20 protein-coding genes are annotated in these 20,015 nt (G+C 71.2%); 14 read left to right on the top strand and 6 right to left on the bottom strand.

The features are described 5' to 3' along the window. The 6 genes from GJ743_RS03305 to GJ743_RS03280 all read left to right on the top strand — a co-directional run bounded on the left by GJ743_RS03305 (position 1) and on the right by GJ743_RS03280 (position 5,210). The gene (locus GJ743_RS03305) at positions 1 to 732 is read left to right on the top strand and encodes an SDR family NAD(P)-dependent oxidoreductase (RefSeq protein ID WP_155050519.1); all 732 of its coding nucleotides are present in this window, start codon (positions 1 to 3) and stop codon (positions 730 to 732) included. 80 nt (positions 733 to 812) lie between these two features. Further along, a complete protein-coding gene (locus GJ743_RS19175; protein WP_196216900.1) occupies positions 813 to 1,682 on the top strand; it encodes a substrate-binding periplasmic protein in 870 nt (289 codons plus the stop codon). An 89-nt stretch (positions 1,683 to 1,771) separates the two neighbouring features. Continuing rightward, positions 1,772 to 2,557, top strand: coding sequence for an amino acid ABC transporter ATP-binding protein (locus GJ743_RS03295; RefSeq protein WP_376861912.1), 786 nt, complete (start codon positions 1,772 to 1,774; stop codon positions 2,555 to 2,557). 1 nt (position 2,558) lies between these two features. Next, a complete protein-coding gene (locus GJ743_RS03290; protein ID WP_155050517.1) occupies positions 2,559 to 3,200 on the top strand; it encodes an amino acid ABC transporter permease in 642 nt (213 codons plus the stop codon). Then, complete coding sequence (locus GJ743_RS03285) at positions 3,200 to 3,856, top strand: amino acid ABC transporter permease (RefSeq protein WP_155050516.1); 657 nt, start codon at positions 3,200 to 3,202, stop codon at positions 3,854 to 3,856. Before GJ743_RS03290 ends, GJ743_RS03285 begins: the two co-directional genes overlap by 1 nt. Positions 3,857 to 3,878: 22 nt before the next feature. Further along, positions 3,879 to 5,210, top strand: coding sequence for a flavin-containing monooxygenase (locus GJ743_RS03280; protein WP_155050515.1), 1,332 nt, complete (start codon positions 3,879 to 3,881; stop codon positions 5,208 to 5,210). 24 nt (positions 5,211 to 5,234) lie between these two features. Here GJ743_RS03280 and GJ743_RS03275 read toward each other — a convergent pair whose 3' ends face one another. After that, a complete protein-coding gene (locus GJ743_RS03275) occupies positions 5,235 to 6,488 on the bottom strand; it encodes a TetR/AcrR family transcriptional regulator (protein ID WP_155050514.1) in 1,254 nt (417 codons plus the stop codon). A 122-nt stretch (positions 6,489 to 6,610) separates the two neighbouring features. Between GJ743_RS03275 and GJ743_RS03270 the strand changes: the two genes are divergently transcribed. Genes GJ743_RS03270 through GJ743_RS03255 form a run of 4 tightly spaced genes read left to right on the top strand, consistent with a single transcriptional unit; the run spans position 6,611 to position 10,990 of the window. Further along, complete coding sequence (locus GJ743_RS03270) at positions 6,611 to 7,921, top strand: MFS transporter (protein WP_155050513.1); 1,311 nt, start codon at positions 6,611 to 6,613, stop codon at positions 7,919 to 7,921. Position 7,922: 1 nt separating this feature from the next. Then, positions 7,923 to 9,794, top strand: coding sequence for a glycoside hydrolase family 3 protein (locus GJ743_RS03265; protein WP_155050512.1), 1,872 nt, complete (start codon positions 7,923 to 7,925; stop codon positions 9,792 to 9,794). Between the two features lie 59 nt (positions 9,795 to 9,853). Next, on the top strand, positions 9,854 to 10,588 hold the full coding sequence (gene budA, locus GJ743_RS03260; RefSeq protein WP_328288735.1) for an acetolactate decarboxylase: 735 nt from the start codon (positions 9,854 to 9,856) through the stop codon (positions 10,586 to 10,588). A 51-nt stretch (positions 10,589 to 10,639) separates the two neighbouring features. Next, complete coding sequence (locus GJ743_RS03255) at positions 10,640 to 10,990, top strand: metallopeptidase family protein (RefSeq protein WP_155050511.1); 351 nt, start codon at positions 10,640 to 10,642, stop codon at positions 10,988 to 10,990. A gap of 56 nt (positions 10,991 to 11,046) precedes the next feature. Here the strand turns inward: GJ743_RS03255 and GJ743_RS03250 are convergent, their stop codons facing one another. Next, complete coding sequence (locus GJ743_RS03250; protein WP_155050510.1) at positions 11,047 to 11,400, bottom strand: Fe-S protein; 354 nt, start codon at positions 11,398 to 11,400, stop codon at positions 11,047 to 11,049. 49 nt (positions 11,401 to 11,449) lie between these two features. Then, complete coding sequence (locus GJ743_RS03245; RefSeq protein ID WP_196216899.1) at positions 11,450 to 12,337, bottom strand: CPBP family intramembrane glutamic endopeptidase; 888 nt, start codon at positions 12,335 to 12,337, stop codon at positions 11,450 to 11,452. Between the two features lie 211 nt (positions 12,338 to 12,548). Here GJ743_RS03245 and GJ743_RS03240 point away from each other — a divergent pair, with 211 nt between their 5' ends. Both GJ743_RS03240 and GJ743_RS03235 read left to right on the top strand, forming a co-directional pair. Next, positions 12,549 to 13,241, top strand: a complete 693-nt coding sequence (locus tag GJ743_RS03240) for an SGNH/GDSL hydrolase family protein (protein WP_155050508.1) — start codon at positions 12,549 to 12,551, stop codon at positions 13,239 to 13,241. A 165-nt stretch (positions 13,242 to 13,406) separates the two neighbouring features. Further along, positions 13,407 to 15,137, top strand: a complete 1,731-nt coding sequence (locus GJ743_RS03235; protein WP_155050507.1) for a hypothetical protein — start codon at positions 13,407 to 13,409, stop codon at positions 15,135 to 15,137. Between the two features lie 63 nt (positions 15,138 to 15,200). Here GJ743_RS03235 and GJ743_RS03230 read toward each other — a convergent pair whose 3' ends face one another. Beyond that, complete coding sequence (locus tag GJ743_RS03230) at positions 15,201 to 15,641, bottom strand: VOC family protein (RefSeq protein ID WP_155050506.1); 441 nt, start codon at positions 15,639 to 15,641, stop codon at positions 15,201 to 15,203. A gap of 203 nt (positions 15,642 to 15,844) precedes the next feature. Between GJ743_RS03230 and GJ743_RS03225 the strand changes: the two genes are divergently transcribed. Continuing rightward, positions 15,845 to 17,923 (top strand): S8 family serine peptidase, encoded by a 2,079-nt coding sequence (locus tag GJ743_RS03225; RefSeq protein ID WP_155050505.1) that lies wholly within the window; start codon positions 15,845 to 15,847, stop codon positions 17,921 to 17,923. A 19-nt stretch (positions 17,924 to 17,942) separates the two neighbouring features. Here GJ743_RS03225 and sigJ read toward each other — a convergent pair whose 3' ends face one another. Next, positions 17,943 to 18,818, bottom strand: a complete 876-nt coding sequence (sigJ, locus tag GJ743_RS03220) for an RNA polymerase sigma factor SigJ (RefSeq protein WP_155050504.1) — start codon at positions 18,816 to 18,818, stop codon at positions 17,943 to 17,945. 232 nt (positions 18,819 to 19,050) lie between these two features. On the opposite strand from sigJ, the gene GJ743_RS03215 reads away from it, so the two are divergent. Further along, positions 19,051 to 19,404 carry a nitroreductase family deazaflavin-dependent oxidoreductase gene (locus GJ743_RS03215; RefSeq protein ID WP_196216898.1) on the top strand — a complete coding sequence of 118 codons (354 nt, stop codon included), beginning with the start codon at positions 19,051 to 19,053 and terminating at the stop codon, positions 19,402 to 19,404. Between the two features lie 58 nt (positions 19,405 to 19,462). Here the strand turns inward: GJ743_RS03215 and GJ743_RS03210 are convergent, their stop codons facing one another. Then, complete coding sequence (locus tag GJ743_RS03210) at positions 19,463 to 20,008, bottom strand: DUF6036 family nucleotidyltransferase (RefSeq protein ID WP_155050502.1); 546 nt, start codon at positions 20,006 to 20,008, stop codon at positions 19,463 to 19,465. Positions 20,009 to 20,015 lie beyond the last annotated feature (7 nt).

The raw sequence follows: 20,015 nt of genomic DNA, 5'->3' as shown, positions 1-20,015 counted from the left end.
ATGACCCCGACCACCTCCGTCGTCGTCGTGACCGGCGGCGCACGCGGCCAGGGTGCCGCGCACGCGGCGCACCTCGGCCGACCCGGCACGCGCGTCATCCTCACCGACGTGCTCGCCGACGAGGGCGATCGCACCGCCGCCGTCCTCCGCGCGTCGGGCGTCGACGCGGTCTTCCACCCGCTCGACGTCGCCGACGAGACCGCCTGGGCAGGGCTCGCCGAGCGCATCGCCGCCGACGGCGCTCCGCTCCGCGGCCTCGTCAACAACGCCGGCATCCTCCGCCACGCACCCATCGCCGACACGACCGTCGACACGTGGACGCTGCACGAGCGCGTCAACGTGCACGGCACGTTCCTCGGCATCCGGGCGCTCGCCCCGGTCATGGTCGAGACAGGCGGCGGCTCCATCGTCAACGTCTCGTCCACCGCGGCGCTCGTCGGCTCGGCCGGCTACGCCGCCTACTCCGCCTCGAAGGCGGCGGTCCTCGCGCTGACCCGCGTCGCCGCCGTCGAGTACGCCCCGAGCGTGCGCGTCAACGCCATCACCCCAGGCGGCGTCGCCACGCCCATGAACGACGACGAGCCGGTCGGCGGCACCTCGAGTGCCGCGCCGCTCGGTCGTCGCGCCCAGGCCGAGGAGATCTCCCCCCTCATCGCCTACCTCCTCTCGCCGGCGTCGTCATTCGTGACCGGTTCGGTCATGACCATCGACGGCGGCCTCACCGCGGTCTGAATCCGTCCGCGACGCACCAGTACCACCCACCCCCAGCACCAGCGACCCCAGCACAGCCACCCCCAAGAAGGAGCACCTCCGTGATCACCACGCGCACCGCCATCCGCTCGATCTCCGCCACCGCAGCCCTCGGCCTCGCCGCCGTCGCCCTGACCGGCTGCGCCGCCTCGGCCACCGGCTCGACCGTCGCCGACGACTGCACGCCCGTGCACGAGGGCCTCACCACCTACACCGACGGCGTCCTCACGGTCGGCGTCCCCGAGAACCTGCCCTACACGAAGACCGAGGGCACGGATGCCTCGGGCCTCGAGATCGACCTCATCAAGCAGATCGCCGAGGCCGAGTGCCTGGGCGTCGCGTTCGTGCCGATCACATACGCCAACGGCATCCCGATGATCAGCGAGCAGAAGAAGACCGACCTGATCTCGGGCGGATGGTACGTCACCGCCGAGCGCGCCGAGCAGGTCGGATTCACCACGGCGACCTTGTACGACGCGATGGGCATCGTCTCGACGGACGGCGCGTCGACCATCGACGAGCTCGAGACGATCGGCGACGTCGGCAGCGGTGCCGGGTTCTCGTGGGAGGCGGATGTCAGCGCCATCCTCGGCGAGCACTTCAAGACCTACCCCGGCACGATCGAGATGAAGCAGGACCTCGTCAACGGCCGCATCCAGGCCGCACTCGACGGCTACGCCGTCGCGGTCGCCGCCTACGCCGACACCGACTTCGTCGTCGAGGCCGTCGAACCCGACGACCGCGTCGCGATCACGACCGAGCAGCCGCGCATCGCGTTCCCCATCGCCAAGGAGAACACCGACCTCAACGCGGCGATCAGCGAGCTGATCGACGAGTACCGCGAGGACGGCACGCTCGCCGACATCCTCGCCGCCTACGACCTCCCGGCCGACCTGCTCGTGCCGGCCGAGGACTCGTCGACCGACTTCTGACCCGGGCTCGGGGCCGGCCCGACCGGCCGGCCCCGCGGCATCCGCCCGACCCCGACACCGCCCGACCCACCCGCCCCCGAGGAGACCCCGTGAACGTGCCACTCATCACCGAGGCGACCGAACTCGCGATCGCCGGCGTGCAGATCTCGAACCTGTCCAAGCGGTTCGGCGACCACCTCGTGCTCGACGACATCTCGATGAACGTGAAGCCCGGAAGCGTGACCGCGCTCATCGGCCCCTCGGGCTCGGGCAAGAGCACGCTGCTGCGCTGCGTGAACCTGCTCGAGACGCCCGACGGCGGCTCGATCACGGTGGGCTCGCAGACCATCCGCGCGGGTGACCGGGTGAAGGACAGGGAACTGCTCACCCTGCGCCGCCAGGTAGGGATGGTGTTCCAGTCGTTCAACCTGTTCCCGCACTTCACGGTGCTGCGGAACGTCGCGTTCCCGCAGGAGAAGATCCTCGGCCGCAGCCGCGAGGAGGCCGAGGCCCGTGCCAGGGTGCTCCTCGAGCGGGTCGGCCTCGCCGACAAGGCCGACCAGCACCCCGGCAAGTGCTCGGGCGGGCAGCAGCAGCGCATCGCGATCGTGCGGGCCCTCGCGCTGAACCCGCGCGTGATGCTCTTCGACGAGCCGACGAGCGCCCTCGACCCCGAGGTCGGCGTCGAGGTGCTCACGGTCATGCGCGAACTCGCCGACGCGGGCATGACGATGATCGTCGTCACCCACGAGATGCAGTTCGCGCGGGACGTCTCCGACCACCTCGTCGTGATGGCCGACGGGCACATCATCGAGGAGGGCGATCCGGCCGAGATCATGGCCGACCCGCGCGAGGAGCGCACCCGCCGGTTCCTCAACGCGGTGCTGGAGCGCTGACATGGGCGACGCACTCCTCATCGTGCTGCTCGGCCTGCCGATGACGCTCCTCGTCACGGTGCTCTCGTTCACGATCGGCGTCATCGGCGGCATCCCGCTCATGCTCGGGCTGCGCTCGCGCACCCGCTGGGTGCGGCTCACGTGCCGGTTCGCGGTCGACCTCATCCGTGGCGTGCCGCCGATCGTCTGGCTGTTCCTGCTCTACTTCGGCGTCTCCTTCGGCGCCATCCGCCTCGACTCGCTGAACGCGGCGGTCTGGGGCCTCGGCATCATCTCGAGCGCCTACCTCGCCGAGATCTACCGCGGTGCGTTCGCGACCCTGCCGAGCGGGCAGGCCGAGGCATCCGCTGCCCTGGGCCTCGGCGGCACCGTGACGCTCACGCGGATCCTCGCGCCGCAGGCGCTCCGCACGGCGCTGCCGTCGATCGCCACGTACCTGCTGTCGCTGCTCAAGGACTCCTCGATCGCCTCGACGATCGGGGTCGCCGACATGGTGTTCAACGCGACCATGTTCGCCAGGCAGAACCCCGCGACGGCCGGCATCGTGCCGTTCTTCATCGCGGCCGCCGTGTACCTCGTGATCAGCATCCCCGTGGCCGTCACGGCCCGGCGCCTCGACACCCGACTCCGGAGGACCGCCTGATGGACTCGCTCATCGACCTCTCCGAGTACCTGCCCCGGCTCGGCCAGGGCCTCGTCGTCAGCCTCCAGCTCACCGCACTGTCGGTCGTGTTCGGCTACCTGATCGGACTCGTCTTCGCGCTCGGTGTCTCGTCGCGGCAGCCGTGGCTCAAGTGGCCCGCGCTCGTCGCCGTCGAGATCGGCCGCGGCATCCCCGCGCTCGTCGTGCTCTACATCGTCTACTTCGGCCTGCCGGCGCTCGGGGTGCTGTTCGAGAACTTCTGGGCCGCCGTCATCGGCCTGACGTTCACGGCCGCCGCGTACTCGTCCGAGATGATCCGCGCGGGCATCCAGTCGGTGCCGGCCGGCCAGCGCGAGGCATCCGCCGCCCTCGGCCTCTCGCGCACCACCTCGTTCGTGCGGATCGTGCTGCCGCAGGGCCTGCGCTCGTCGATCCCGCCGCTCATGGGCCTCGCGATCATGTCGTTCCAGGGAACGTCGCTGGCGTACTCGATCTCGGTCAACGAGCTGATGAGCCAGGCGTACCAGGTCTCGACGATCACCTTCCAGTACCTCGCGGTCTACACGATCACGGGCCTCATCTACGCCGCGATCGCGGTGCCCGCCACCTGGCTCTCGGTCTGGGTCGAGCACCGGATGGCTCGGGGCGCCGTCTAGCCAACGAAAGGAATCCACCACCATGACTCGCTATTGCGTGATCGGCGCCGGCGCCGCCGGCATCTCGGCCCTGCAGCAGCTGCGGCAGGCCGGCTACGACGTCGACTGCTACGAGCAGACCGACCGCGTCGGCGGCCACTGGCACACCGACTACGACGCGCTGCACCTCATCACCTCGCGCGACATGACGCACTTCGAGGACTTCCCGATGCCCGCGGACTACCCGCACTTCCCGCGGCGCGACCAGGTGCGCGAGTACCTCGAGTCGTACGCGCGGGCGCACGGGCTCTACGACGTGATCCGGTTCGAGACGTCGGTGGACTCGGTCGAGCCGCTGCCGACCCCCGGGCCGACCGGGTCGGCGGGCTGGGCGGTGACGCTGTCGACCGGCGAGCGGCACGAGTACGACGGCGTGCTCGTCGCGAACGGGCACCTGTGGGACCAGAAGGTGCCGACCGTGCCGGGCGAGTTCACCGGCACGCAGGTCCACTCGGGCTCGTACCGGAACACGGGCGACATCGAGGGCACGCGCGTCCTCGTCGTCGGCGCCGGCAACTCGGGCTGCGACCTGGCGGTGGATGCCGCGCAGCACCGCCTCGAGGTCGACATCGTGATCCGCGAGGGGACGTACTTCCAGCCGAAGTCGTACTTCGGCGTGCCGCGCCAGGAGATCCCGTGGATGGCGCAGTTCTCTCCCGACGAGCAGGACCTCATCGCGCGCCTGCTCGCCCGCGTCTCGATCGGGGAGTGGAAGGACTATCCGGGCATGCCCGAGCCGAAGTACCGCACCCTCGCCGAAGGTCGCACGGTCGTGAACGACCTGCTCCTCTACTGGGTGCAGCACGGCCGTGTCTCGATCGTGCCGGGCATCGCGCGGTTCGAGGGTCGCACGGTGCACTTCACGGATGGCTCGTCCCGCGAGTACGACACGATCTTGTGGGCCACGGGGTTCAACGCGGCCCTGCCGTTCCTCTCCCCGTCGCTCGTGGAGCGGCGCGGCGGCGTGCCGCTCCGCTACGCGGGGGGCATCGTCCCGAAGGGGCTCGAGAAGCTCTACTACATCGGGCTCGCCGCTCCTCGCGGTCCGCAGATCCCGGTGTACGGGGTGCAGGCGAAGCTCGCGATCCGCATGATCGAGCTGCACGAGGCCGCGCCCGACGGGTTCGCCGGCGTCGAGCGGTACCTCGCCGCGCTGCAGGAGGACGATGACCGGATCGACATCGTGCGCGCCGTCTGGAATGACCAGATGGAGGACACTGGCCGGCTGCTGGATGCGTTCGGCGCGGCGGCGAGCACGGGTGCGCTCGGGGCGCTCGCCGCGGAAGAGGTCGAATCGATGGGGGCCGTGGCCTGAGGCGAGGGCTGCGACCCGGGCGCCTCAGGCGGCGCTGCCGGCGTCGACGCCGTCGCGCAGCACCCCCGCCAGGTGCGCGTCGAGCTCGCGCCCGATGTCGATCGCCTCGGGGTCGTAGCCCCACTGCAACTGGAGGCCGTCCCAGAGCGCGATGAGGTGGATCGCCTCGGCGTGCGGGTCGACGTCGGGGCGGGTCGCGCCGCGCGCCGCGGCGCGCTGGAGGACGTTCTCGAACATCCGGATGGCGCGCGCGAACCGGTCGCGGAAGTACTCGTGGGCCGGATGCGTCGGGGCGACCGCCTCGGTCGAGAGCACGGCGTAGATGCCGATGAGGCCCGGTTCGGTGCGAGCATCGTGGCTCGCCGCGGCGCCGAGATCGCGCAGGATCCGGACCGGGTCGTCGTCTGCGTCGGCCTCGCGGGCCGCCATCGCCGCGTCGCGGTGCGCGAGCACGGCCGCGACCAGCGCCTCCTTGCTGCCGAAGTGGTGCAGCAGCGTCGACGCGTTCACGCCGACCGCGGACGCGATGTCGCGCAGGCTCGCGCCGTGGTAGCCGTCGCGGGCGAAGATCTTGGTCGCCTGCTCGATGATGTCGGCCCGGCGCCGGCGCCCGACCGCGTACCCCGCGTCGTCGACCGGTTCGTCGACGAGGAGCATCGTGAGCGGGAGCGCGTCCGCGTCGGCGATCGATCCGACCTCCGGGGCGCGCCCGCGCAGGCGCGCGATGCGGTGCGCGAGCGCCTCGGGCACGTCGACCTCGTCGGGCAGGTAGCGCGAGATGACCTGCAGCCCGTCCCACGCCGCGTTCAGGCGCCGCGCCTCGCCCACGACGTCGAGGTCGGCCGGGAGTTCGCCGCGGTCCCTTGCGTTCCGCAGCATCTCCGCGCCCATGGCCCGGAACGCCGCGTCCCGTGCGCGGAAGCGCTCGTGAGCAGGGTGCTCGGGAAGCGTCGCCGCGCCCGCGAGCACCGTGAACAACTCGATGTAGCCCGGGATGTCGCGACCGGTGCGGGCGATGACGTCGATGAGGTCGAGGTCGGGCGTCCGACCCTCGAGCGCCTCCTGGAGGTCGGCCTCGTAGCCTTCGACGACCGCGTCGAGCAGGGCGTCCATCGAGCCGAACAGGTTCCGGACGGTGGGGTGGCTCACCCCTGCCTCGGCGGCGACGTCCCGCATCGACACCGCACCGAATCCGCGAGCGGCGAACAGGTCGCGCGCCGACGCCAGCACCCGGTGGCGCGTCGACGCGGATCGCTCAGCGCGGGTCGCAGATTCCATGACCACGACGTCCCCCTCCCGACGGTCAATCTACCAGTCGTTCGAAATTGACTTTCCAAGTGTTTGATTTTGAGATACCGTGTCTCCCCGAGAGCCGATGGGCTCGGTACGAAGGAGTACGCATGACAGAGTCGTCCACCGCGGCCCGATCGCTCGACGCGACCGTCGCGCCCGCGGCATCCGCCCCCGGCACGCCCGCCCCCGAGCGCACCCCGCGCGGCTACACGCCCGCACTCGCCGGGGCCAACTTCGGCATCTACCTGGCCCTGCTCACCCCGGTGCTCGTGTCCATGGCCTTCAAGGTCCAGCACATCTCGCCGTCGGCCGAGGCCGCGACCGCCTCGCTCGGCCTGATCATGGGCGTCGGCGCGCTGTTCGCGATGATCGCCAACCCGCTCGTCGGCCGGCTCTCCGACCGCACGACCTCGCGATTCGGCATGCGCCGCCCGTGGATCGTCGGCGGCTCGCTCGTCGGCCTCCTCTCCTTCGCGCTCATCGGCGCCGCGCCCGACGTGTGGATGGTCTTCCTCGGCTGGTGCCTCGTGCAGGTCTCGATGAACGCCGTGCTCGCGGCGGCGAACGCGACCCTGCCCGACCAGGTGCCCACCGACCGTCGCGGGCGCGTCTCGGGCATCATCGGCCTGACCACGCCGCTCGGCATCCTCGGCGGCAGCGTGCTGGTGAACTTCCTCGCCGACGACTTCACGCGCTTCGTCGTGCCCGCCGCGATCGCGACCCTGCTCGCCGTGCTCTTCGCGCTGGTGCTGAAGGACCGCGTGCTCACCGAGAAGCCGGTCGAGCGCTACACCGCCCGCCAGTTCTTCGGCTCGTTCGTCTTCAACCCCGCGAAGCACCCCGACTTCGGCTGGACCTGGCTCACCAAGTTCATGGTCATGTTCGGCTACGCGGGCGTCGCGACCTTCCTCCCTCTCTACCTCACCGAGCGCTTCCAGCTCGCCGAGCAGGAGGCGATCACGACGATCCTCATCAGCAACCTCGCCGCGATGGGCGCCATGGCGATCTCGGGCCCGATCGGCGGCATGCTCTCCGACCGCATCGGCAAGCGCCGCCCGTTCGTGGCGATCGCCGGCGTCGTGATGGTCGTCGGACTCGTGATGCTCGCGTTCGCGCCCAGCATCGAGGTGCTCATCCTCGGCCAGGCGATCATCGGCCTCGGCGCGGGCTCGTTCTTCTCGGTCGACCTCGCGCTCGCCACCGAGGTGCTGCCGAACCCCGACGACACCGCGAAGGACCTCGGCGTGCTCAACATCGCGAACGCGCTGCCCCAGTCGATCGCCCCGGCGATCGCGCCCGCGATCATCGCGGCCGGTGCGAGCACGGCCATCGGCGGCTACGCCACGTTCTACCTCGTGGGCGCCGCGGTCGCCCTCGCCGGCGCCGTCCTCGTCTACCGCATCAAGGGAGTGAAGTGACATGACCGACCTCGTCGACACCAGGACGGATGCCGCGGCCGCGGCCTCCGCGGGCGACGCCGGGCCCGAGGCATCCGCCGCATCCGCCGGCGACGCCGTCGACCGCCGCTACCTCGACGGCGACCTCCCGCTCGAGGAGCGGGTCGGGATCCTCCTCGACCAGATGACGCTCGAGGAGAAGGCCGGGCTCTTCTTCCAGACCATGATCACGATGGGGGAGGACGGCTCGCTGGCCGACGCCGATCCCGTGTTCGGGCTGCCCTCGAACCGCGAGTACGTCCAGGGCCGCCTGATGACGCACTTCAACATCCTGCAGGCGGCGCCGACGCCCGCGGCGATGGCCGAGTGGCACAACCGGCTCCAGGAGCTCGCGGCGGGCACCCGCCTCGGCATCCCCGTGACGATCTCGACCGACCCGCGGCACTCCTACAGCGACAACCCGCTCGCCGGCATGCTCACCGGCGCGTTCTCGACCTGGCCCGAGACGCTCGGCCTCGCCGCGATCCGCGACGAGGAGCTCGTCGAGCAGTTCGGCGACATCGCCCGGCAGGAGTACACGGCGGTCGGCATCCGCGTCTCGCTGCACCCGCAGGTCGACCTCGCGACCGAGCCGCGCTGGTCGCGGCAGCTCGCGACATTCGGCGAGGACCCCGAGCTGACCTCGCGCCTCGGCGCCGCGTACGTGCGCGGCTTCCAGGGCGCCGAGTTCGGCGAGGACTCGGTCTCGACGATGACGAAGCACTTCCCGGGCGGCGGCCCGCAGTTGGACGGCGAGGACCCGCACTTCGCCTACGGCCGCGAGCAGGTCTACCCGGGCGACGCGTTCGAGACCCACCTGAAGCCCTTCGAGGCGGCGTTCGAGGCCGGCACCCGGCAGATCATGCCGTACTACGGCATGCCGGTCGGCACCGAGCACGAGGAGGTCGGCTTCGGCTTCAACAAGTCGGTCATCACCGGCCTCCTCCGCGAGCGCTACGGCTTCGACGGCATCGTCTGCACCGACTGGGGGCTCATCACCGACGGCGAGATCTTCGGCCAGCCCTTCCCGGCGCGTGCGTGGGGCGTCGAGCACCTGAGCCCGCGCGAGCGCATGCGCAAGGTCATCGAGGCCGGCGCCGACCAGTTCGGCGGCGAGGCGAACCCCGAGCTGCTCGTCGACCTCGTCCGCACGGGCGAGGTGACCGAGGAGCGGCTGGATGTCTCGGCCCGCCGGATCCTGCGCGAGAAGTTCGTGCTCGGTCTCTTCGACGACCGGCGCTACGTCGACGTCGAGCGCGCGACGCGCATCGTCGGCGCGCCCGAGTTCGTCGCCGCGGGCGAGCAGGCGCAGCGCCTGTCGGTCACGGTGCTGACGAACACGGTGAACGTGGCCGAGACCGCGCCGACGCTGCCGCTCGCGCGCGGCCTTCGCGTGTACGTCGAGGGCGTCGAGACGTCGGTCGCGGCCGAGTACGGCACCGTGGTCGAGACGCCGGCCGAGGCGGATGTCGCGATCCTGCGCATCCAGGCCCCGTTCGAGCAGCGCGCCACGATGTTCGAGAACTTCTTCCACGCGGGCTCGCTCGACTACCCGGAGGAGTTCGTCGCGCACGTGCGCGAGGTCGCCGCGGCCGTGCCGACCGTGGTCGACGTGTTCCTCGACCGCCCGGCGATCCTCACGCCGTTCGTCGACGACGTCGCCGCGCTCGTCGCGAACTACGGGGCGAACCCGCGCGCCGTGCTCGACGTGCTGTTCGGCGAGGCGACGCCGAAGGGCCGACTGCCGTTCGACCTGCCGCGCAGCATGGCCGCGGTCGAGGCGAACCGCCCCGACGTGCCGTTCGACACCGCGGACCCGCTGTTCCGGTTCGGCCACGGGCTCGACCTGGACTGAGCGGCCGTGCGCTGACCTGCCACGGGGCATCCGCCACTCGTCGGGGGTACGCTCCAAGCGTGCCCCCGACACCCGTGCCCGGTGCGGCCGTGACCCAGTTCGCGGTGCTCGACGCGCTGCTCGCCGGAGCCTACGAGTCAGGGCTCCGCGTGGGCGAGGCGTGCGCGCTCGGCGACTTCGGGTTGGGCTGCCTCGAGCAGCTCGGCGGCGAGGTCGTCATCCTCGACGCGTCGGCGATCGAGTGCACGCTCGACGGTCCGCCGGCCGTCATGCGCATGGACGAGACGCTGCCGTTCGCGATCGTGTGCCGGTTCCCGCAGGTTCCGGCGATCGAGGTCGGGGCTGCCGACCTCGCCGGCTTCGCGGCATCCGTCGACGACGCGCTCGCGAGCCGGAACCTCTTCCACGCGGTCCGGTTCGACGGGCTGCTGTCGCAGGTCCGAGTGCGCGTGACGCCGAGGCAGCGGCATCCGCTCCCGCCGCTGGCCGAGGTCACGAAGCACCAGGTCGAGACGGTGGCGCGCGGCATCCGCGGCACGCTCGTCGGGTTCTGGACGCCCGCCATCTACCAGGGCATCGCCGTCGCGGGCCTGCACCTGCACTTCCTCAGCGACGATCGGAGCCTCGGCGGGCACGTGCTCGACCTCGCCGTCGAGTCGGGCGAGCTGCGCGTGGCGGCCTTCGCGCGCTTCGACCTGCGGCTGCCGACCGACGAGCGGTTCCTCCGCACGGAGCTCACGCACGACGACGACCACCGCATCGTCGCGGTCGAGCAGGGCGGGGCGACGCGGTGAGCGCCGCGGCACGCTGAGGGAGAGGCTGAGAGGCTGAGAGGCTGCCGGCGCATGGTGCACATCTCGGATGACGACTTCGAGCGCCTGCTCGGCGAGGTGTTCGATGCGCTGCCCGACGACATGGTCCGCGGGCTCGAGAACGTCGCGATCTCGTTCGAGGACCAGCCGATCGCGCAGCGGCCGCGCTTGTTCGGCCAGTACCGCGGCCATCCGCTGACCACCCGCGGCGTCTACGGCTTCGGCGAGCTGCCCGACCGCATCACGCTCTACAAGAACAACCTCGAGGAGCACAGCGCCGACCTCGCCGCGCTCCGCGCGCGGGTGCGGATCACGCTCGTGCACGAGATCGGGCACTACTTCGGACTCGACGACGCGAAGCTGCGCGAGCTCGGCTGGGCGTAGCTCCCGTCCGAACCCACGCAGGCCGATTCAGGGTGCGTCGAGCGCGCTCAGCGCGATCAGCGCCAGAGCACCGCGATCGCGGCGTTCGCCAGCGTGAGGATGCCGATCAGCCAGAAGATCCCTGCCGGGACCGAGCCGGTCTTGCGCTGGCGGCCCGCGCCGATGCCGAGGAGCGCGCCGATGACGACCAGGATCACGAGCTTCGTGCCGATCTTGGCGTAGTCCAGGTCGTACTCGATGCCCCACGGAGCGGCGAGCGCGAGCCCGGCGACGCCGGCGATCGCGAGACCCCAGTGCATGACGCGCGTGATGCCGCGCTTGCCGTTGACCAGTTCGACGACCCAGGCGCCGAACAGCACGGCGAAGCCGACCAGGTGGATGAGCACGACGAGATGGCGGAGGAATTCCATGCCGTCAACCTACCGCGCGGGCGGGTCGCGGCGCGTGGGGAGCAACGGGTCAGGCCGTCGGCGGTGCGACTCGCTCCGGCTCGCCCTCGGCCGCGCGACCCTTGGCGTTGCCGCGGATGAAGATCAGGAGCACGAGCGCGCCGACGATCATCAGGATCGTCGCGGGCGAGACGAGGCTGATGAACACGTTGCTCGTACCGGCGGTGTTCTCGTCGACGCCGCCGCTGGCGAGCATGGTCGTCGGGTCGGTGAGCCCGTGGAGCACCATCGCCCAGATGATGCTCCCGGTCGCACGCATGACGAGGTACATCAGGATCCCGAAGCAGAACGTGTAGAAGATCGTGAAGCTCACGGTCGCGACGTCCTGGCCGGTGAAGAAGTTCGCGCTGTGCAGGGCGGCGAACAGGAGCGCGGACAATGCTGCGACGACCCATTCGTTGTAGCCCGCGCGGCGGAGGAGGACGACCGCGACGCCGCGCGTGAGCAGTTCCTCGGAGAACCCGACGAGCAGCCCGGTCACGAAGACGGTGACGATCACTGCGACCGAGTACCGGCTGTAATCGGTCCCCAGCGCACGGAGGACGATCGGGATGAGGACCAGGACGACGGCGATCCACATCCACCAGCGGCCGCGCACCGGCTGGCGCGCGAAGAGCGGCGACGGCAGCCAGCGCACGGTCAGCGCGAACACGATGAGCACGATCGAGCCGACGACGAGCGGGAACGTGATCGCGACGAACACGCTCGCCGGAGTCGCGAAGACGTTCTCGCGGTCGATCGCACCGCTCAGCAGCGGGGAGGCGATGAGCGGCAGGAACTGGTACGCCGCGAGGTAGACGGCCACGAATCCGAGGGCCTTCCACCACCCGCCGCGGTCCCAGAAGGCCTTCCACGCGTTGGTGCGGGCGGGAGCGGGGGCGCTGGTCTGATCGGTCATCGTTGCTCCACTGGTCGAGGGAGGTGCAGGGCTGGAACGATCTCGTCGGTCTCGCTGTTCCGACATCGTCACGCTATCCCCCGGGTGATCCTGATCGGGAGGAACCGGGCGGCGCGTTCGGTTGATCCGGGCAGCGCGACCGCCGGCGCCCGCCAACGGCAGGTGCCGACCGAACGAGTTCCCAGGCCGAACGGGTTCCTAGACTGGCCGCATGCTCGGAGCAGCGTCGTACGGCGCGGGCGGGCGTCGCGCGGGCACGCGTCGAGCGGCCCTGACGGTGGTCGTCGCCGCCTGCGTGAGCGCGATGGCCGGATGCTCCGCGCCGGGCGGTCCCGACCGCACGCCCGAGCCCGAGGCATCCGCCCTCGCCCTCGGCACCTTCGCCGCCGTCGGCGACTCGATCACCGACGCCGACAGTCGCGACTTCGCGAGCGGCGACCTCGGCCCCGCGTCGTGGGCGACGTACGTGGTCGATGAGGGCTACGTGTTCGCCGGCGGCTGGGCCGAGTGGGGCGCGACGACCGAGCGGATGGCGGCGGCAGTCGCGCCCGTCGACGCCGACGTGCTGGTGCTGCTGGCCGGCACGAACGACCTCGCGTTCGGCGTGCCCTTCGAGGCGACGACGGCGAACCTCGACCGCGTCGTCGACCGCGTCGGCATCGACGACGTGCTCGTCGTGTCGATCCCGCCGATGGACGCGTATCCGGGCGGCGCCGAGGAGTTCAACGGACGCCTCGACGCGCTCGCCGACGACCGCGGGTGGCGGTTCGTCGACGCGTCCACCGGGCTGCGCACGCGCGACGGTCGGTTCGCCGATGGCATGAGTACGGACGGGCTGCACCCGTCGGCTGAGGGCGCCGAGGTGCTCGGCGAGGCGATCGCCGCGCAACTTCGGGAGGGGTGAAGACCGGCGCTGGGTACGGGTCTCGACCCCGCCCCGGGACCAAGGGCACTCCACGCGCCTCGCCCGGCGCGCTAGGTTCTGGGGCCGTACGCGACGACCGGTCGTGACGGCGGGGGCGCCTGGGGGAGACGAGCGTGCCCCCGCAGATCTCAATGGGGTGATCTGATGAAGTCCTCGTCGATGCAATGGGCCGCGCAAGCCGCGCTCGTGGGGCTGGTGCTCACGACCGCCGCGATCGATTCCGGCGCGAGATCCGGTCCACCGGCCGAAGGCGCGCAGGCGACCGCCGCCGGCGTGCAGGCCGCCGTCGCGAACGCGTCGACGAAGGTCCCGGAGGGAACGGGCAACCTGGCCGAGGACATCCGGATCATGCTCCTCAGGTCGTACGTGCCGGCGGACGGGCGCATGTCCATCAACGCCGACCCGCCGCAGATCACGATCGTGAAGCGCGACCCGTCCTCCGGCGACCTGACGCGGTTCGAGCTGCCCGACTGCCCGACCCGCATCACCGACACCGACGCGTTCACCGATCTCTTCAACGACACCAAGAGCGAGACCGTCGAGGAGCACTTCCGCGACATGGCCGCCGACCTCGGGTTCAAGAAGAAGGACCTCGCGCGCGCGGGTACCGCGTTCCCGTACTGCAGCTGGTGGGCGCGCATCAACACCAAGGTCTACGACACCCGCGACTACACGCGGAACACGACGCCGGTGCAGGACGGCATGGACATCTTCCTCCCGGACTCGGATGCCACGTACTGGGCCGTGCCGTTCGATGCGAGCACCGAACCGGACCGCCACGGACTCGTCCTCGACCATGTCGAGATCGACGGGCAGTTCCAGGAGCAGCTGTTCATGTCGTACGTGCTCTACGACTCGAACATGGACTTCTACTACTACGAGAACAGTGCCGGCACGACCTGCCAGTCGTACAACACCGACTTCCAGATCGAGCCCGATCCGGGTTCGGTCAACCCGTGGCAGACCGCCAGCATGGCGTACGACGACACTTACACCCTCCAGCTGGTACCCGACCCGCAGGGCACCGACTGCAGCGGCGGCGGACCCGGCGCGTTCGCCAGTGACGGCACGGACTTCAACGTGCTGCCGCTGAACCGCACCGGCTCCGGCTACGGGCCGTCGGCGCCGAGCGGCAGCCCGGTGCAGGGCGACTTCTTCGGCGCGGCCGCCGACGGCTCCGTCCCGCGCGCCTCGAACGCCTGCGCGTACGTGGGCGCCGATCTCACTCCGTGCTCGACGCCGCTCATGTTCGTCGCTCCGACGGCCGCGGCGCAGAACAGCGTCTGGTCGAACCCGGTCGCCGGGTACCTCGCCGCCGGATTCATCCCGGCGCCCGACGAGGTGTACGTCTTCCGCGGCAAGGCGCCGCGCGTCCCGGTGGGTGCGAGCCCGGTGCCGTGGAACGACAACGATCCGGCGGAGTACGACATGCGCTACTACTCGCTCTGCCTCGACAAGAAGGTCTGGCCGTACCCGGCGCAGGACGCGAACTGGTCGTGCGCCAACGGCTCGTTCGGCAGCGGCGTGTGGGATCAGGCCACGAACCCCGACGGGCTGACGCGACTCGCGGTCGGCGCGGACGGGTACTGGACCGTGATCGTGTCGTCGGCGGACCTCACCGACGAGCCGATGGTCGGCGATGCGACCGTCCTCCGCGTCTCGGCGGGCGTGCCGGCGGCGATGATCATGCGTCACATGGTCGTCAGCGACGACTTCCACAGCGCGGTGCAGGATGTCCCGCGCAACGGCGCATGGACGTCGGCCTTCGCCACGCTCGGCGAGTACTACCCGGTGAACTCGGTCGTCTGCAACCTCGGCCAGTTCCAGCAGCGGGGCTGGCAGGAGGGCGGATGCTTCGTGCCGCCGGTGAACTGAGCCGGGTCGGCGCGACCGCGCGCGGCCTGACGGCACTCGGCGGTCGTGGCGGGGCCGAGCGGGTCACCCGACCTGCTCGGCCAGTGCGACGATGACGCCCGCCGGCCCGCGCAGGTAGCAGAGCCGGTACTCGTCCTGGTAGTTCGAGACCTCGCGCAGCAGCTCGGCGCCGTGCGGACGCAGGCGCGCGATCGTGTCGTCGAGGTCGTCGACGGCGAACATCACGCGGTGCAGCCCGAGGGTGTTCGGGGGCGGCACCGCGGGCGATGGGGCGGATGCCTCGGGAGAGAGGTACCTGGTGAGTTCGAGCCGGCCGTGGCCGTCGGGCGTGCGCATCATCGCGATCTCGCTGCGGATGCCGTCGAGGCCGACCGCCTGGTCGGCGAACTCGCCCTCGATGTGCGCGCGCCCCTCGAGCTCCATGCCGAGTTCGGCGTAGAAGGCGATCGCCGCATCCAGGTCGTCGACGACGACGGCGACGTTGTCCATGCGCTGGATGCTCATGCGTCGAGGTTAGGGCGACCCCCTGACGCACGCGCCGCCCCGAGGGGATCCGATTCGTGCCCGAACGGCCGGAGGCATCCGCCCGCCCGCGCATTGCCGCCCTCACGGCGCGGGGCTAGACTCGCGCCGCCGATTTTCAGGTGCCGTCGGGATCGCCGCCCGTGCTGGACCCGGTCCCATGACCGAGAGCGCGAGGGCGAGCCATGCCGAAGATCACGATCAACGGAATCACCGTCGACACGGGCGCGCCCCAGCGCGATCTGCAGGCCTTCGGCCTGGACGCCGGGGAAGTGGCGAGTTCGGACCACATCCTCATCCACACGACCGAGCCGATGACGGCCGAGCAGCGCGCAGCGGTCGCCGATGCGGGTGCCGAGGTGCAGGAGTACGTCTCCGAGAACACCTACCTCGCGACGTACCCGCCGAACGACATCACGCCCGTCTCCGACCTGCCGTTCGTCGACTGGGCGGGGCCCTATGCGAAGGCGTTCAAGATCCCGCCGTCGCTGGTCGGCGCGAACGTCGACGCGGCGGGGCCGCGCGACTTCGGGTTCGACACGCCGCATCCGTCGCGCGCGTTCACCCCGGTCGACCTGCTGCTGCACCCGGATGTCACGCCGACCGACGAACTCGTCGAGCGGGTCGCGCGGGCCGCCAAGGTGAATCCGGAGCAGGTCGAGGTCACGTCTGCGAAGCTCCGCGTCACGACCGAGCAGGGCCGGCTGCCCCGGCTCGCGACGATCGACGAGGTGCGGGAGATCCAGCCGGTGCCCGAGCGCCGCCTGTTCAACAACGTCGCGCGCGGCATCCTCAATGCCGACGTGATCGTGAACGGGACGGCGTTCCGCGGCGACGGCGAGGTGGTCGCGGTCGCGGATACCGGGTTCGACATCGGCGACGCGGGCAACCCGCATCCGGCCTTCGCCGGTCGCGTCGTGCAGCTGCACGCGCTCGGCCGCACGTCACCGGCACGCGCCGACGACCCCCACGGCCACGGCACGCACGTCGCCGGGTCGGTGCTCGGCCGCGGCAACTCGGCCACGATGGGCGGCGCGATCGAGGGCACCGCGCCGGAGGCGGAGCTGATCCTGCAGAGCCTCATCGACTCCGGCGGCGGGCTCGGCGGCATCCCCGCCGACCTGACGGACCTCTTCCAGCCGACCTACGACGACGGCGCGCGCGTGCACACGAACTCGTGGGGCTCGACGATCCCGGGCCTGCCGTACAGCCCGTCGTCGCGCGAGATCGACGCGTTCGTCTGGAACAACCCCGACCAGGTGATCTGCTTCGCCGCCGGGAACGACGGCGTCGACGGCGACGCGGACGGCGCGATCGACGCGAGCCAGATCGGCTCGGAGGGGGCGGCGAAGAACTGCATCACGGTCGGCGCCTCCGAGAGCGTGCGCGACTTCGGGTTCACGTACGGCGACTACTGGCCGTCCGACTATCCCGCCGACCCGGTCGGCGGCGACCTGCAGGCGGACTCGTCGGTCGGCATGGCGGCGTTCTCGAGCCGCGGACCGACGCAGGAGGGGCGCATCAAGCCCGACGTCATCGCACCGGGCACGTGCATTCTCTCGACGCTCTCGCGCAACGCGCCCGGCGGCACCGACTTCGGCGTCTCGAGCGATCCGCTGTTCTTCTTCGACACGGGCACCTCGATGGCGACGCCGCTCGTCGCCGGCTGTGCCGCGGTGATCCGCGAGACGCTGGTGAAGAACGGGCTGGCGACGCCGAGCGCCGCGCTGGTCAAGGCCCTGCTCGTGAACGGCGCGGTCGAGCTGCCGGGGCAGTACAAGCCGTCGGAGGCGGGGGAGTCGCCCAACACGAATTCCGGCTGGGGCCGGGTCGACCTCGCGGGGTCCGTCATCCTGCCGGGGCCGGCCGGCGACGGCGGGCTCGGCGAGGGCGGACCGCTGGAGCAGGGCGACGAGGAATCGTTCGAGGTCGAGATCCCGGAGGAGTCGCCGAAGTTCCGTGCCCCGCAGCACCACGAGGGTGCGGCCCCGCCCGCGCCCGGCGGCGCGACGTTCAAGGTGACGCTCGTCTGGTCGGACCCGCCCGGAGCGCTGCTGCAGAACGACCTCGACCTCATCGTGATCGCCGCGGACGGCACCGAGCGCCACGGCAACGTCGGCACCGGAGCCGGCTTCGACCGCGACAACAACGTCGAGCAGGTGCGGTGGGTCGGCATGCCGCCCGGCGCGGCGAAGGTCGTCGTGCGCGCGTTCCGCATCATGCAGTTCGCGCAGCCGTATGCGTTCGCGTGGCGGATCTCGTAGGAGAACCCGCCTCACCCGCTCACCGCACGTGCCCGAGCTTCGCCGGGTTGCCGACGCCGTGGATCGCGGTGATCCGGTCGCCCGCGAACCCGAGCGCGAGCACCGAGACGACCCGATCGCGACGGCGCAGCACGACGCCGGGCTCGCCGTTGACCTCCGCGACCCGGAAGTCGAGCCCGAGCCCGCCGACGCCGGCGAGGAACTGCCGCGCCACGGGTTCGGCGCCGCGGACCGGCTCGGTCGGCGCGCCGGGGTAAGCGCCGCCGGAATCGAACCAGCCCGTGGCATCCGTCGCCAGCACCGCGACCAGCCCGTCGAGGTCGCCGTCGGATGCTGCCGCAGCGAACCGCTCGGCCAGGCGGCGGGCGGTGGTCGGATCGACGGCGAAGCGCGCCTCGCCCTGCGCGGCGATGCGGCGGCGGGCGCGTGAGGCGGACTGCCGCGCTGCGGCCGAGCTCACGCCGAGCACCTCGGCGATGCGGTCGAAGTCGAGGTCGAACACGTCGTGCAGGAGGAACGCGGTGCGCTCGGCGGGCGTGAGCTGTTCGAGCACGACGAGCAGCGCCATCCGCACCGAGTCGTCGAGCGTGACCCGATCCTCGGGCAGCGTGCGCTCGTCGGTGACGATCGGCTCGGGCAGCCACGGCCCGACATAGGCGCGCCGTGAGTGCTCGTGCGCGCGAAGCCGGTCGATCGCGAGTCGGGAGGCGACGGTGACGAGCCACGCGCGCGGGTCGTCGAGCGGCGCTGCGCCCGGGTCGCTCTCGCGGGCCAGCAGGCGCAGGTACGTCTCCTGGGTGACGTCCTCGGCCTCGGCGACGGAGCCGAGCACCCGGTAGGCGACGTCGCGCACGACGTGCCGGTGCGCGGTCCACAGGTCGGCGAACTCGGTCATGACAAGGGAGACGATCCACCTGCGGTGAGTGTGACGCAAGGGCGGATGCCGCGGTTCGGATGTCGCGGTTCGGATGCCGGTGTTCGGATGCACGCGCTGTTCGAATGCATGCGCGCTGTCACACCAGCGCCGCGCCATCCGTCTCACTTGCATGAACGAGACGACCCTTCCATCACCCGTTCCCTCCCGACCCCCCGAGTCGCGCGCTGCGCGCGGGCCGAACCGCCGACTCGTGAGCGCGACCGCGCCCGTCGCGCGCGCCCTCGCGGGTCGCCGGTGGGTGCCGCTCTGGGCGCTCATCCACCATGTGGGGCGTCGGAGCGGCACCCGATACGAGACGCCGGTCGCGGTCGTGCCGACGACGGATGCCGCGATCGTGATGATCGGCCTGCCGTGGGGCGTCGCGACGAACTGGGCGCGGAACGCCGTGGCAGCGGACGGCGCTTCGCTGCGGTGGCGCGGGCGCGAGGTCGGGCTCGTGCATCCGCGGATCGTGCCCGGTGCGGGCGCGGCGCGGCTCGCGCGGGCGCCGTTCAGCGCGGTGCTCCAGAGATTCCCCGCGGCGATCGTGTGCGACCGGGCGTGACTCTCGGTCGCCGAGCGCCGGCGCGGCGCTCGGCCGAGTCAGCCGACCCAGCTCGGCCTCAGCCGATCTCAGGTGTCGGTGGCTGCTCAGGCCGCCCGGGCAGCCCGATCTCGAGGATCCGCGTCACCATCCGCACCGCTCGATCCGGCAACGCCTCTCCGGAGTAGAAGTCCTCGTACAGCTCCTCCGCGGCGTCCACGGTCTCGATGCCGCAGATGACCATGAGCTTCGCGATGTCGCCGTCGTCGCGGCCCGGTCGGTTCGCTCGGAGCTTCATCGCGAGCAACGAGTCGGCGGAGGCGACCTGGATGACGATCCGACCGTCGTCGTGCAGCGTCTCCCACTCGGTTGCTCGCCGCCCGTAGTTCGGGATGAAGCCCGCCGCCCGGTCGTTGAGCCAGTCGTCGGGCCATCCGTTGGCCCCGGCGATCTCACGGCCGGCCGCCAGGACGCGGTCGTGGTCGCCGATGAGGTGGGCGTCGATGTCGACGGTCGACTCGCGCTCGAAGTATCGGAGGGCGAGCGCGGCGCCGCCCACGATGCCGATGCCGCTGCGTTCATCACCGTCGCTGAGCGCTGCGACGAGATGGCGGAGGGCGAGCACCAGATCG

The sequence above is a fragment of the Agromyces bracchium genome, assembly GCF_009709675.1.
Classification (GTDB): domain Bacteria; phylum Actinomycetota; class Actinomycetes; order Actinomycetales; family Microbacteriaceae; genus Agromyces; species Agromyces bracchium.
The sequence above is the reverse complement of the archived record's forward strand: the minus strand, read 5'-3'. Positions and strand labels throughout refer to the sequence as shown.